This is a genomic window from Leifsonia sp. McL0627, assembly GCF_058244615.1.
Genome location: NZ_JBZCGM010000003.1, coordinates 786,686 through 799,446, shown reverse-complemented (window position 1 = coordinate 799,446; position 12,761 = coordinate 786,686). Strand labels below are relative to the sequence as shown.

General features: G+C 67.3%; 12 protein-coding genes. 3 read left to right on the top strand and 9 right to left on the bottom strand.

Features of this window, described 5'->3' with window-relative positions; translation table 11 throughout:
- Positions 1 to 19 precede the first annotated feature (19 nt).
- The 5 genes from AC37TH_RS12055 to AC37TH_RS12035 form a co-directional block, all read right to left on the bottom strand.
- Positions 20 to 1,768: a peptidoglycan D,D-transpeptidase FtsI family protein gene (locus tag AC37TH_RS12055; RefSeq protein ID WP_490764587.1), complete on the bottom strand. Its 1,749-nt coding sequence runs from the start codon at positions 1,766 to 1,768 to the stop codon at positions 20 to 22.
- 18 nt (positions 1,769 to 1,786) lie between these two features.
- Positions 1,787 to 2,485: a cell division protein FtsL gene (gene ftsL / locus AC37TH_RS12050; protein ID WP_490764586.1), complete on the bottom strand. Its 699-nt coding sequence runs from the start codon at positions 2,483 to 2,485 to the stop codon at positions 1,787 to 1,789.
- Entirely contained in the window at positions 2,482 to 3,435 is a 954-nt protein-coding gene (rsmH, locus tag AC37TH_RS12045; RefSeq protein ID WP_490764585.1) for a 16S rRNA (cytosine(1402)-N(4))-methyltransferase RsmH, read from the bottom strand. The genes ftsL and rsmH overlap by 4 nt, the downstream gene beginning before the upstream one ends.
- Positions 3,436 to 3,543: 108 nt before the next feature.
- Positions 3,544 to 3,975, bottom strand: a complete 432-nt coding sequence (gene mraZ, locus AC37TH_RS12040) for a division/cell wall cluster transcriptional repressor MraZ (RefSeq protein ID WP_085367985.1) — start codon at positions 3,973 to 3,975, stop codon at positions 3,544 to 3,546.
- Positions 3,976 to 4,238: 263 nt separating this feature from the next.
- A complete protein-coding gene (locus tag AC37TH_RS12035) occupies positions 4,239 to 4,625 on the bottom strand; it encodes an SCO2097 family morphological protein (protein ID WP_490764584.1) in 387 nt (128 codons plus the stop codon).
- Positions 4,626 to 4,701: 76 nt separating this feature from the next.
- Here AC37TH_RS12035 and AC37TH_RS12030 point away from each other — a divergent pair, with 76 nt between their 5' ends.
- Positions 4,702 to 5,820, top strand: coding sequence for a polyprenyl synthetase family protein (locus tag AC37TH_RS12030; RefSeq protein WP_490764583.1), 1,119 nt, complete (start codon positions 4,702 to 4,704; stop codon positions 5,818 to 5,820).
- A 19-nt stretch (positions 5,821 to 5,839) separates the two neighbouring features.
- Here the strand turns inward: AC37TH_RS12030 and AC37TH_RS12025 are convergent, their stop codons facing one another.
- Positions 5,840 to 6,181 carry an Rv2175c family DNA-binding protein gene (locus tag AC37TH_RS12025; protein WP_490764582.1) on the bottom strand — a complete coding sequence of 114 codons (342 nt, stop codon included), beginning with the start codon at positions 6,179 to 6,181 and terminating at the stop codon, positions 5,840 to 5,842.
- A gap of 150 nt (positions 6,182 to 6,331) precedes the next feature.
- Here AC37TH_RS12025 and AC37TH_RS12020 point away from each other — a divergent pair, with 150 nt between their 5' ends.
- Positions 6,332 to 7,471, top strand: a complete 1,140-nt coding sequence (locus AC37TH_RS12020; RefSeq protein ID WP_490764581.1) for a LysM peptidoglycan-binding domain-containing protein — start codon at positions 6,332 to 6,334, stop codon at positions 7,469 to 7,471.
- A 91-nt stretch (positions 7,472 to 7,562) separates the two neighbouring features.
- Positions 7,563 to 9,479 carry a Stk1 family PASTA domain-containing Ser/Thr kinase gene (pknB, locus tag AC37TH_RS12015; RefSeq protein WP_490764580.1) on the top strand — a complete coding sequence of 639 codons (1,917 nt, stop codon included), beginning with the start codon at positions 7,563 to 7,565 and terminating at the stop codon, positions 9,477 to 9,479.
- Positions 9,480 to 9,559: 80 nt separating this feature from the next.
- On the opposite strand, the gene AC37TH_RS12010 is transcribed toward pknB, so the two are convergent.
- The 3 genes from AC37TH_RS12010 to AC37TH_RS12000 all read right to left on the bottom strand — a co-directional run bounded on the left by AC37TH_RS12010 (position 9,560) and on the right by AC37TH_RS12000 (position 12,665).
- Positions 9,560 to 10,888: a class II 3-deoxy-7-phosphoheptulonate synthase gene (locus AC37TH_RS12010; RefSeq protein ID WP_490765109.1), complete on the bottom strand. Its 1,329-nt coding sequence runs from the start codon at positions 10,886 to 10,888 to the stop codon at positions 9,560 to 9,562.
- 127 nt (positions 10,889 to 11,015) lie between these two features.
- Positions 11,016 to 11,705 carry a lysophospholipid acyltransferase family protein gene (locus tag AC37TH_RS12005; protein WP_490764579.1) on the bottom strand — a complete coding sequence of 230 codons (690 nt, stop codon included), beginning with the start codon at positions 11,703 to 11,705 and terminating at the stop codon, positions 11,016 to 11,018.
- Positions 11,706 to 11,714: 9 nt separating this feature from the next.
- On the bottom strand, positions 11,715 to 12,665 hold the full coding sequence (locus AC37TH_RS12000) for an ROK family glucokinase (protein ID WP_490764578.1): 951 nt from the start codon (positions 12,663 to 12,665) through the stop codon (positions 11,715 to 11,717).
- Positions 12,666 to 12,761 lie beyond the last annotated feature (96 nt).

The window sequence follows — 12,761 nt, the reverse complement described above, 5'->3', positions numbered from 1 at the left end:
TTTCAGTAGACGGTGTTCATCAGTAATAGGGCGGGTATTCGGCCGGGCTCGACGTCGAAGGCTTCACCCGGTAGGTCTTCAGCACCTGACTCATGATCGTGTGGAACAGCGGAGCGGCAGCTGCCGACGAAGTAATGGTAGTCGGGTATCCGAGGTTGACCGAAACGACGTACTGCGGATCGTCGACCGGAGCGACGCCCATCACCGACACGTAGTACGACGGCAGGTAGCCGCCCTTGCCGTCCGGCTGCTGGGCCGTTCCGGTCTTCGCGGCGATGCGGTATCCGGGGATCTGCAGCTGCTTGGCGAGCTCTCCGTCGGTGACGACGCTCTCCATCATCCCGAGTGTCGTGTTGGCCGCGGCGGCCGACACGACCTGCGTCGCCTTGGGCTTCGGGACGTCGACGACCGTGCCGTCCGCCTTGGTGCAGCCATCGACCAGTGACAGCGGGATGCGGCTGCCGCCGTTCGCGAGCGCCTGGTACGCGCTCACCATCTGCACCTGCGTCGCAGAGACGCCCTGGCCGAACATGGTGGCGTACTTGGTCTGGTCGTCCCAGTCGGCGACCGGGTTCAGGATGCCGTCCGACTGGCCGGGATACGGGAGTCCCGTCGCGTCGCCGATGCCGAACTTCTTCAGGTAGTCGTACCTGGTCTGGTCGGTGAGCGCGCTTCCCAGCATGGACATGCCGACGTTCGACGAATTCATCAGCACCCCGGTGAGGGTGAGACGCTCCGGGTCGTGGTATCCGGAGTCGTGCAGGTCTGCGCCCTGACCGGAGACGAAGCGGTACGGCGCGAGCACCTGGCTCGTCGGCGTCGCGGCGCCCTTGTCGATCAGCATCGCGGCGGTGAGCGCCTTGAAGGTGGACCCTGGCTCGTACGGGGTCGTGAACGGCAGGAGTCCCCAGTATTTCGAGTCCGTGGCGTCGATGTTGTTCGGATCGAGGGCCGGCCACTGCGCGATGGCCTTGATCTTGCCGGTCTTCGCCTCGGCGACGGTCACGAAACCGAACGTGGAGCCTGTCGCAGCGACCTGCTGCGCGAGCGTCTGCTCGGAGAACCACTGCAGGTCGCGGTCGATGGTGAGCTTGAGCGTCCCGCCGTCCTTGGCCGGCTTCTGCGTGACGGTGCTGCCGGGGATGGCGACGCCGTCGGCGCCGCGCTGATAGGTCTGCGAGCCGTTCTCGCCCGCGAGGCAGGTGTTCTCGCTGTCCTCCAGGCCGCCGAGGCCCCCGGCGGAAACGAAGCCGAGCAGGTTGCCGGCGACCGCGCCGTTCGGGTACGTGCGCGCAGGCACCTTCGTGAACGTGAGCCACGCATACGGCAGCTTGTCGAGCTTGTTGAACGCGCCGACGTCGAGCCCGGTCTTCACGAGCGCGTACTGCGACTTCGGGTTCGCGGCGAGGGCGTCCTCGATGATCTTCTGGACGGCGGGGCCGCCCTGACCGGTGATCGCGCCGATCTTGGCCGCGGCCGCGATCATGTTGGCCTTGCCGTCCTTGCCCGCCACGGCGTCGCGCGGAGAGACGGCGGCCGTGTACTTGTACACGGTGTCAGCCAGCACGGTGCCGCTGTCGTCGACGATGCTCCCGCGCGCGCCGACGAGGGCGGTCTGCACCTCTTTGGCGTTCACCGACTTCTTCTGCAGCTCAGCGGCGTTGACCACCTGGATGTCGACCAGCTTGGCGCCGAGGATGCCGACGGTCGCCGCGACAGCGACGATCGTGATGGCGGTCCTGCGCCGCATCATCTTTCTCGTAATCACGTCTGGAGCGTCCCCGCGTCAGTGCGTCACCGGGGTCGGCAACGCTCCGTCCAACGGTACGGCGGGCGGTGCTGCCTGCTTGTCCGGCGCGCTCGCGCTGCCGGAATTCCCAGCTTGCGTTCCTGTGGCGGTCGCTCCGGCGGCTCCCGTCGCTGCGGTCGCTCCGGTGGTCGCTCCCGGCAGCGGCGTCGCCGTCGCGTTGGCGGCGGGGGTCTTGGCCGCGGCGAGCGGAACACCGGTCAGCAGCGAGTTCGGCACCAGGTTTCCCTGTCCGCCCGTCACCGTTCCGGCCGATCCGTTCGCAGCGACGGGGGCTCCGAGGACCGCCCCGTCGGACAGCCGCAGGTAGACCGGGTTGCTGTTGGTGACCATCCCGAGCGCGTTGGCGTTGGCCGCCAGGTTCTGCGGGGAGGTGAGCCTGTTGAGGTCTTCGGACGCGGCCTGGACCGAGCGCTGCAGCTCGGTCTGCTTGTCCTGAAGGGAATTGAGCTGATACGCGCCCTGCGACACGGCGATGCTCATCAGCAGCTGCGCCACGACGACGCCGAACAATACAGCCACAGCGATGATCGCGTAGACGGTGCGCGGGCGCGCTCGGCGCTGCGACCGGGTGGTGACGACTTCGAGGTGACTAGGGCGCTCCTCGATCTCCTCCCGCGGAGCGGTGCGGCCGATCCAGCCGACGGATGGGCGCTTCTCGGCCAGATTGGTGCTCACGAGCCCCTCCTCACGCGTTCGGCCGCCCGGAGACGAACAGGTGTCGCCCTCGGGTTGGCCGCCTTCTCTTCGTCGTTCGCCAGCTCGGCGCCGCGGATCAGCAGCTTCAGCTCCGGCCGGTGCTCCGGCAGCTCGACCGGGAGTCCGGCCGGCGCACTGGAGGTGGACCTGGTCTGCAGTTCGCGCTTGACGATCCGGTCTTCGAGCGACTGATACGCCTCGACCACGATGCGACCGCCGATGGCGAGCGCGTCGATCGCCGCAGGGATCGCCCGCTCCAGCACCGACAGCTCCTGGTTGACCTCGATCCGCAGCGCCTGGAAGACGCGCTTGGCGGGGTGCCCCTGGCGCTGCACAGCCACCGGGGTGGCCTTGGTGATCACCTCGACCAGCTGAGCCGAGCGCACGAACGGCTCCACCTCGCGCGCGGCGACGATCTTCTGGGCGTAGCGCGCGGCGAGTTTCTCCTCGCCGTACTCGCGGAAGATGCGGCGCAGGTCGGCCTCGCTGTACTCGGCGAGGATCGTGGCGGCCGTCAGGTCGCTCGTGCCGTCCATGCGCATGTCGAGCGGGGCGTCCTTCGAGTACGAGAAGCCACGCTCCACCCTGTCGAGCTGCAGCGACGAGACGCCGAGGTCGAACAGGATGCCATGCACCTCGTCGATGCCGAGGTCGTCGAGCGCCTCCAGGATGCCGTCGTAGACCGTGTGCACCAGGTGCACGCGGTCGCCGAACCGCGCCAGCCGCTCCCCCGCGATGGCGAGAGCGTCCGGGTCGCGGTCGAGACCGACGAGCGTGACGTCGGGGAAGCGTTCGAGGATGCCGGCCGAGTGGCCGCCCATGCCGAGCGTGGCGTCGACGAACACGGCGCCAGGCGCATCCAGGGCGGGGGCGAGCAACTCGATGCAGCGCTCGAGGAGGACGGGGGTGTGGATCTGATCGTCGGTCATGAGCGATGAGGACCTTGCTCCTGAGACCTGATCCCCATCCATTCGTTACCTGCAGCCGGGGAAGTGGCGTCAGGGCGATGTGAATGGCTGGGAGTCGGGCGTCAGGTGCTAGAAGAGTCCCGGAATCACCTCCTCGGTGGTGTTGGCGAATGTTGCTTCCTGCTCGGCCAGGTAGGTCTCCCAGGCCTGTGCGTCCCAGATCTCCGCGCGGCTGCCCGCGCCGATCACGACCAGGTCGCGATCGAGTCCCGCGTACGAGCGGAGCGCCGTCGGCACCGTCACGCGGTGCTGCTTGTCCGGAACCTCTGCGCTCGCTCCGGAGAGGAAGACGCGGAGGTAGTCGCGGGCCTGCTTGCTCGTCACCGGCGCCTGGCGGATCTTCTCGTGCAGCGCTTCGAACTCGCGCTGACTGAAGACGTAGACGCAGTGCTCCTGGCCGCGAGTGAGGACGATCCCGGACGCGAGCTCATCCCGGAATTTGGCCGGCAGGATGATGCGCCCTTTTTCGTCGAGCTTGGGGGCGTACGTACCGAGGAACATCGGTGACTCCCCCCACTCTTCCGGCCAAGGTTGCGGTGTGACTCCACTTTACTCCACAACCATCCACAAATTCAGCAACTTGGGGAATATTGCCCCGATAAGGGGTCAATTGTCCGCGTGAAATCAAGGAATTATTGAGTGGAGGGAAGTGGATGACTTTGGGGCGAGTCTGGCTGAAAAGGGCACAAAAAAGGGCCGATCCGAAGATCGGCCCGCAGAAGGGGTGACAGTGGAGCCCGGTGGAGCCCGGCGGAGGATGAGCGCTAGCTCTGTCCGTCTTGGCGCTTGTCCCACCGGTCGTTGAGCTTGTTCATGAAGCCGGCCTGGGCGGCCTTGCCCTGCTTGGCTCCATTGGCGGACGACGAGGTTGCGTCAGGATCCGGTGCGATGCGCTTGCCGGGGGCGATGGCGATGAGCACCCCCACGAACATCACGACGAAACCCAGGATGCCGACCAGCGGCTGCTGCACGAACACCCCGGTGACGAGGACGGCGATGCCGACCACGGCGAGCAGGATGCCGAGCACGATCGAACGGTACGCGGGGCGAGCTCTTGTGCCCCCGACCTTCGCGACGAAATCAGCGTCATTCTGATAGAGACTGCGTTCCATCTCTTCGAGGAGGCGCTGCTCATGTTCCGAAAGCGGCATCCGTTTCCCCCTCTTTCCCGGGTTCGTGGCGTTGTGAGCCTGATTCTAGTCCCGCCGTGATGGCTAGGCTAGGCGTGTGTCAGAAAGCATTCGGTTCGTCGACCTCATCCAGTCCAGAATCGATGGATTCCTCGATGCACGCGCATCCATTCTCGTCTCCATAGCCGACGAACTCTCCCCGATCGCGGCTTACTCCCGGGATTTTCTCAGCGGCGGCAAGCGTTTCCGGGCATTGTTCTGTTTCTGGGGCTGGCAGGCCGTCCGATCGGCGGGAGACGACGGGGCGGAGACGGCCATCACTCCGGGTGGCCCGCTCGACGCCGTGGTCTCCGTCGCGAGCGCTCTGGAGGTGTTCCACGCCGCCGCCCTGGTGCACGACGACATCATCGACAACTCGGACACCCGACGCGGCGCACCAGCCGCCCACCGGCGATTCGAAGGACTGCACGCGGAGAACCGCTGGCAGGGCTCCGGCGAGACGTTCGGCACAGGAGCCGCGACCCTGCTGGGCGACCTCCTCCTCATCCTGAGCGACGAACTGTTCGACGAAGGACTCACCGAGGTGGTCAGCCCGTCCGCCCGCCGTGCCGCCCGCGCGGAATTCAACCGGATGCGCATCGACGTCATGGCCGGGCAGTACCTCGACATCTTCGAGGAGATCGGCTGGTCAGGCCAGCCGGACGCCGACCAGCTGGAGCGCGCAGAGCGCGTGATCGTCTACAAGTCGGCGAAGTACAGCATCGAGGCACCGCTGCTGATCGGTGCGAACCTCGCAGGGGCCACCGTCGGCCAGCTCGACGCCCTCCGCGACTTCGGCCTCCCGCTCGGGATCGCGTACCAGCTGCGCGACGACCTCCTCGGCGTCTTCGGTGACGCGTCCGTCACCGGCAAGCCGAGCGGAGACGATCTGCGCGAGGGCAAGCGCACCGTTCTCATCGCCCTCACCAGGGAGGCCATCCCGAGTGGAGCGCGCGCCACGCTCGACGAACTGCTCGGCGATCCGGCGCTCACCGCGCAGCAGATCGAGACGATGCAGATGACGATCCGCGCATCCGGAGCCGTCGACAAGGTCGAGAAGATGATCAGCGACAACGTCGCACGGGCGATCGCAGCCGTCGAGGCAGCCCCGATCGGCGCACAGGCCAAAGCGCAATTGCGCGAGCTGGCCGTGACGGTCACCCGCAGGAACTACTAGGGGCGACCCCCTTGGGGGCTCAGGCCAGCGCTTGAGCCACGCGCCGAACCTCGGCCTTGCGGCCGGCGCGCAGCGCGTCGATCGGAGCGGTGCCGAGCGTCTCCTCCTCCTCGATCAGCCAGTCAACGGCTTCCTCGTTGTCGAAGCCGGCGTCGCCGAGCACGATCAGCGTGCCGTGGAGTTCCCCGAGCGGCTGACCGTCTCTGAGGAAGTCGGAGGGGACCTTGAGAACGCCGTCAATGCGCTTGGCGGCCAGGTGTCGGTCGTCGATCAGACGGCGGACACGGCTGACGCCGAGTCCGAGAGAGTCGACGAGGTCGGGAATTGTCAGCCACTCGCGGGCTGGGGCTTGCTCAGTCACACTCCAAGAGTGCCACGTCAGGCCACCGGGTGTGAGCCCATTCAATTGTTACGATCATGTAAACTCAAATCACTTCCGTCACACTAATTGACTCCTTATTCATTGTGTGTCAGCGTTGAGGCTCGTAACACAGCACGGAGATGGGGTTCTATGTCGATGCTCGACAGCGAGACCAGAGCGACAACGGACACTCCGGCGCGGGCACAGCGCCGCACGACGCGCGGAGTCTTCGGCACCGTGCCGATCGCGATCGCCAGCTCGGTCGCCGTCACCCTGGGCCTCGTGGCGCCCGCCCAGGCCCAGGAGCCGCACGGTGAATCCGAACGCGCCAAAGAGAAGGCGCCGGACAACCAGGGCGAGCCCGGATCGACCGTGAGCTCCATCACCGGAGCGCAGACCGCCTCCATCGCCGGCACCACCGTCGCCGCCGCTCCCGCGAGCTACCGCGTGCAGAATGGGGACACGGTCTCCGGGATCGCCGGACGTTTCGGGCTGTCGACCGCCAGCGTCCTCGCCCTCAACGGGCTCAGCTGGAAGAGCCTCATCTTTCCCGGCCAGGTGCTCGCACTCGGCGGAGGAACAGCGGCGACCCCGGTCACCGCGCCGTCGCCCGTCCCGGCGGCGAGCAAGTACAAGGTGGCCTCCGGCGACACCATCAGCGGCATCGCCGCCCGGTTCGGCGTCGCGACCAGCGCCGTCCTGAGCGCCAATGGCCTCAGCGGCTCCAGTCTCATCTTCCCCGGCCAGCTCGTCACCATTCCTGGGATGACCTCGGCCGCGCTCAACACGCCGCACGCCGCCCCTGCGCCTGCTCCCGCTCCGGTCGCCGCCGCTCCCGTCGCGCCCGCGCCCATCCCGGCGCCCGCCACCGGCGCCGTCGTCGCGCTGACCTCCGAGATGCGCAACAACGCGGCCGTCATCGTTCAAGTCGGACGCCAGGAGGGCGTCAGCGACCAGGGCATCGTCGTCGCCCTCGCCGCGGCCGCCCAGGAGTCCGGGATGCGCAACGTCCGCTACGGCGACCGCGACTCGCTCGGCCTCTTCCAGCAGCGCCCGAGCACCGGATGGGGAACCCCGGCCCAGGTGCTCGACCCCCACTTCGCGGCCATGGCTTTCTACGGCGGAGCGCACAACCCGAACGCCGGCCGCACCCGCGGACTGCTCGACATCCCAGGATGGACGTCGATGAGCGTGACCCAGGCCGCACAGGCCGTGCAGATCTCCGCGTACCCGGACGCGTACGCGAAATGGGAGGCGTCGGCGCGGGCCTGGCTCGCCCAGCTCGGCTGATCGGGCGCCGGATGGTCACAACGCGATCACGGCCCGGCCGTTCACGGTGTTTTGCAGGCTTCGCGCAGACCCCTTTCAATACACTCGACACGTGACCACGAGCCAGACCGATCCCATGATCGGCCGTCTTATCGACGGCCGTTATCAGGTGCGCTCGCGGATCGCCAGAGGCGGCATGGCGACGGTGTATCTCGCGACCGATCTGCGCCTCGAACGCCGTGTCGCGATCAAGATCATGCACGGGCACCTCGCCGACGACAGCACGTTCAAGAGCCGCTTCGTGCAAGAGGCCCGCTCGGCCGCCCGCCTCGCGCATCCGAATGTCGTCAACGTGTTCGACCAGGGCCAGGACTCCGACATGGCGTACCTCGTCATGGAGTACCTGCCCGGCATCACGCTGCGCGATCTCCTCAAGGACTACGGCAAGCTCACCCCCGAGCAGACCATCGACATCATGGAGGCCGTGCTCTCCGGCCTCGCCGCCGCGCACAAGGCCGGGATCGTGCACCGCGACCTCAAGCCGGAGAACGTGCTGCTGGCCGACGACGGTCGCATCAAGATCGGCGACTTCGGTCTCGCGCGCGCCGCGAGCGCCAACACCGCCACCGGTCAGGCCCTCCTCGGCACCATCGCGTACCTCTCCCCCGAGCTCGTCACCCGCGGAGTGGCCGACGCGCGCAGCGACATCTACGCGCTCGGCATCATGATGTTCGAGATGCTCACCGGCGAGCAGCCCTTCAAGGGCGAGCAGCCGATGCAGATCGCATACCAGCACGCCAACGATTCTGTGCCGTCTCCGAGCAGCAAGAACCCGTCCGTCCCCGCCGAGCTCGACGACCTCGTGCTCTGGGCGACTGCGAAAGACCCCGACCAGCGTCCGAAGGACGCCAAGGAGATGCTCGACCGACTGATCGAGGCCGAGAAGGCGATCAGGGACGAGACGTCGGCGTACCAGCCGACCATGGTCATGCCGCCCGCGTTCGGCCCGGGCATCGACGACGGCGACACCCAGATCATCAACCCCGCGATCCGTCAGCAGGTCGCCTCCACCACCCCGAGCAGCCTCGACACCCTGACCGCCACGGCCAAGCGCCGGCGCGGCAAGGGCTGGTGGCTGTTCGCGCTGGTGCTCGTGCTCGCCGGGGTCGCAGGCGGCACCGGCTGGTACTTCGGCTCCGGTCCTGGCTCGCTGGTGCAGATCCCGAATGTCGCGAGCAAGACACCGGATGCGGCAGCGACCCAGCTGAAGGCCCTCGGGTTCGAGACCAAGCTCGGCCAGGAGTACAGCACCACCATCGCGACGGGACTGGTCGCCAACACCGACCCGGAGCCTGGAGCGTCCGCCAACCGCGGGAGCATCGTCACCATCAAGGTGTCGCAGGGGCCGAAGCCGATCGAGATCCCCGCACTCGCCGGTCAGACGCTCGACAAGGCGAAGACACTCCTCGCCGGGGTCGGAGCGGTGGAAGGCACCGTCGCGCAGCAGTTCAACGACAAGGTGCCCAAAGACACCGTCATCTCCGCCAGCGACCCGAACGGCGCAGACCTGTCCGGCGGCGGCAAATCCTTCGAGGGCACGAAGATCAACCTCGTGGTCTCGGTCGGCGCCATTCCGAGCGTCGCGGGCAAGTCGGTCGCGGACGCGACGGCGACCCTCAAAGACGTCGGGCTGTTCGCCGAGCAGGGCCCGCAGAGCTACAGCGACACGGTGCCGCAGGGCGACGTCATCCAGGCCCAAGCGCAGGGTGACGGCCCGGTGAAGCCCAACGACACCCTGCTGCTGGAGACCTCGAAGGGCCCGGAGCCGATTCCGGTCCCCGATGTCTCCGGCAAAACCTGGGATGTGGCGAAGAAGACCCTGAAAGACGCCGGCTTCCAGCTCGACTACGATCACACCGCCGACATCCTCCCGAGCGTCGCCGTGGTCGCGAGCACCAATCCCGCCGCCGGAACCGACGTCCAAAAGGGCTCGACCATCAAGGTCTCCTTCAAGCCCATCTTCGGCTGAGCCCTTAAACATCGAGTCCGGACTTATGCACGCGACACGCTGGCGTGATGCGTGAATAAGTCCGGACTCGATTGCTTGGGTCAGCGGGCTGCGAGCTCCTCGGCGACCAGGAAGGCCAGTTCGAGGGACTGCATGTGGTTGAGGCGCGGGTCGCAGAGCGACTCGTAGCGGGTCGCCAGCGTGGCCTCGTCGATGTGCTCCGAGCCGCCGAGGCACTCCGTGACGTCGTCGCCGGTCAGCTCCACGTGGATGCCGCCCGGGTGCGTCCCCGCAGCACGGTGCGCCTCGAAGAAGCCCTTGACCTCGTCCACCACATCGTCGAAGCGGCGGGTCTTGTAGCCGTTCGGCGTGGTGAGACCGTTGCCGTGCATCGGGTCGGTGACCCAGAGCGGGCGCGCGTCCGATGCCTTGATCGCTTCGAGCAGCGGAGGAAGCGCATCCCGGACCTTGCCTGCGCCCATGCGGGTGATGAACGTCAGACGCCCAGGCTCGCGGTTTGGGTCGAGCTTCTCGATGAGCTCCAGCATCGTCTCCGGAGTGGTCGACGGGCCGAGCTTGACGCCGATCGGGTTGCGGACCCTGGACAGGAAGTCGACGTGCGCACCGTCGAGGTCGCGCGTGCGCTCCCCGATCCAGATGAAGTGCGCCGACGTGTTGTACGGCGTTCCCGTGCGGGAGTCGATGCGTGTCATCGGGCGCTCATAGTCCATCAGCAGGCCCTCGTGGCTGGAGTAGAACTCCACGCGCTTCAGCTCGTCGAAGTCGGCGCCTGCCGCCTCCATGAACTTGATCGCGCGGTCGATCTCCTTGGCGAGACCCTCGTAACGCTGGTTGGCCGGATTCGCGGCGAAGCCCCTGTTCCAGCTGTGCACCTGGCGCAGGTCGGCGAAACCACCCTGCGTGAAGGCCCGGATGAGGTTCAGCGTGGAGGCGGCGGTGTGGTAACCCTTCACCAGCCTGCGCGGGTCGGCCTGGCGAGACTCCGGTGTGAAGTCGTAGCCGTTGACGATGTCGCCGCGGTAGGCGGGAAGCGTCACACCGCCGCGCGTCTCCGTGTCGCTGGAGCGCGGCTTGGCGAACTGGCCGGCCATGCGGCCCATCTTGATGACGGGCATGGAGGCGCCGTAGGTGAGCACGACGGCCATCTGCAGCACGGTCTTGACCCTGTTGCGGATCTGGTCGGCCGTCGCACCGGCGAACGTCTCTGCGCAGTCGCCGCCCTGAAGCAGGAAAGCTTTGCCGTCCGCCGCACGGCCGAGCCGCTCACGGAGCTGGTCGACCTCACCGGCGAACACCAGTGGAGGGAGCGTGGCGATCTCGGCGGAAGCCGCGGCGGCCGCATCCTGGTCTGGCCAGGTGGGCTGCTGCTTGATCGCGAGCGTGCGCCAATAGTCCAGGCCCTCGATCACAGACTCGTCAGCCAAAACGACGGGATCGGAGGTGTCTAGCACTGGTCTTCCGCTCAGTTCAGGGCGTGCCTCGAAATCGGCATGCCGATGGGTGTTTCGGCGCACGGGCGGCGCCGGGTACTTGAGCCTACCGTGAAAGCGCTGCGCGCTTTTCCTTCACGCTGCTGGCGTAGACGTCGACGTATTCCTGCTCGCCGAGGCCGTGCAGGCTGTACATGATCTCGTCGGTGACCGAGCGCAGGATGAAGCGGTCGCCCTCCATGCCCTCGAAGCGGGAGAACTCGATCGGTGCGCCGATGACGATGCCGATGCGGCCGATCTTCGGCAGACGCTTCCCGATGGGCATGATCTTCTCGGTGTCGACCATCGCGACGGGCACGACGGGCACATCGCCCTCCAGGATCATCCGGGCGACGCCGGTGCGGCCCCGGTAGAGCTTGCCGTCCGGGCTACGCGTGCCCTCCGGGTAGATGCCGAGGACGTCGCCGCGAGCGAGGACGGTGAGACCGGTGTTCAGCGAGTCCTCCGACGCTTTGCCGCCCGAGCGGTCGATCGGGATCTGACCGGTGGCGAGCATGAAGGTCTTGGTCGCCCAGCCTTTGAAGCCCTTGCGAGTGAAGTAGTCGCTCTTGGCGAGGAAGGAGATCCGCCGGTCGACGACGAGCGGCAGGATGATCGAGTCGATGAACGACAGGTGGTTGCTGGCGAGGATCACAGCGCCGTTCTCCGGCACGTTTTCGAGCCCGACGACCCACGGACGGAAGATCCCCTTGAGCAAGGGGCCCGCGATCAGGTGTTTCATCAGCCAGTAGAACACCGGCTCAGCCTAACGCGCGGTCGCGTGCAACCGCGCGAGGTCGGCCGCACCGACCACACCGGCGTCGTTCACGAGCTCGGCGATGCGGAACTCGGGCTCCGGGTGGAAGCCGCGGGCCGGCAGGTTCTCCAGGTAGGCGAGCCTGATCGGTTCGAGCAGCAGTTCACCGGCCTGGGCGACCCCGCCGCCGAACACGAACAGCTGCGGGTCGAGCACGGCGCCGAGGCTCGCGCAGGCCTGGCCGAGCCAGTCGCCCAGCTGGCGCAGGGCCGCGAGCGCACCGGGGTCGCCGGCCATGATGAGTTCGCTAATATCGGTGCCGCTGAGCGACCCCTTCTTGGACCGGACGTCGGCGAGGGTCTGGCCGATGCCGCCCGCGTCTGCCAACTCGTTCGCCATGCGCTGAAGCGCGCGGCCAGAGCCGTACTGCTCGATGCAGCCGTGCGCGCCGCAGCCGCAGGGCAGGCCGCCGGGCACCACGCGCATGTGGCCGACCTCGGCCCCCGCGCCGAAGCCGCCGCGGAACAGCCGGTCGCCGCTGACGATCGCGCCACCGACGCCCGTGCCGATCGTAAGGATCACCATGTCGCTGACCAGACGCCCCGCTCCGTAGCGGAACTCGGCCCAGCCTGCGGCGTTGGCATCGTTCTCGATCAGGATGGGGAGGTCGAGACGCTTCTCGAGCTTCTCGCGGAACGGCTCGTTGCGCCAGTTGATGTTGGGCGCGTAGTAGACGGTGGACTGCGCCGCGTCGATGAAGCCGGCCGCTGCGACGCCTGCACCCGCGATCTCCTCGTCGCCGTCGGCGAGCCGCTCGATCATCTCGACGACGGCGTTCTCGATCTCGTGCGGCTGCGCTGCGTCGGTCGGGACCCTGTCTTCGCGGACGATCGTGCCCAGTTCGTCGACGACTGCTCCTGCGATCTTCGTTCCGCCGATGTCGATCCCGATCGCGTGCACAGACACAGCCTTTCGTTCAGTTGCGGGTAGCGGCGCGGGAGTCGGCGAGCGCCATAAGACTCACATCCGCACCATCTAGAGTGTAGTTAACCAGTC

Bases quoted from the DNA above. Each gene is read 5' to 3' on its own strand.
- AC37TH_RS12020 (WP_490764581.1), top strand. From the start codon at position 6,332: ATGTCGATGCTCGACAGCGAGACCAGAGCGACAACGGACACTCCGGCG.
- rsmH (WP_490764585.1), bottom strand. From the start codon at position 3,435: ATGACCGACGATCAGATCCACACCCCCGTCCTCCTCGAGCGCTGCATC.
- AC37TH_RS12035 (WP_490764584.1), bottom strand. From the start codon at position 4,625: ATGCCGCTTTCGGAACATGAGCAGCGCCTCCTCGAAGAGATGGAACGC.
- mraZ (WP_085367985.1), bottom strand. From the start codon at position 3,975: ATGTTCCTCGGTACGTACGCCCCCAAGCTCGACGAAAAAGGGCGCATC.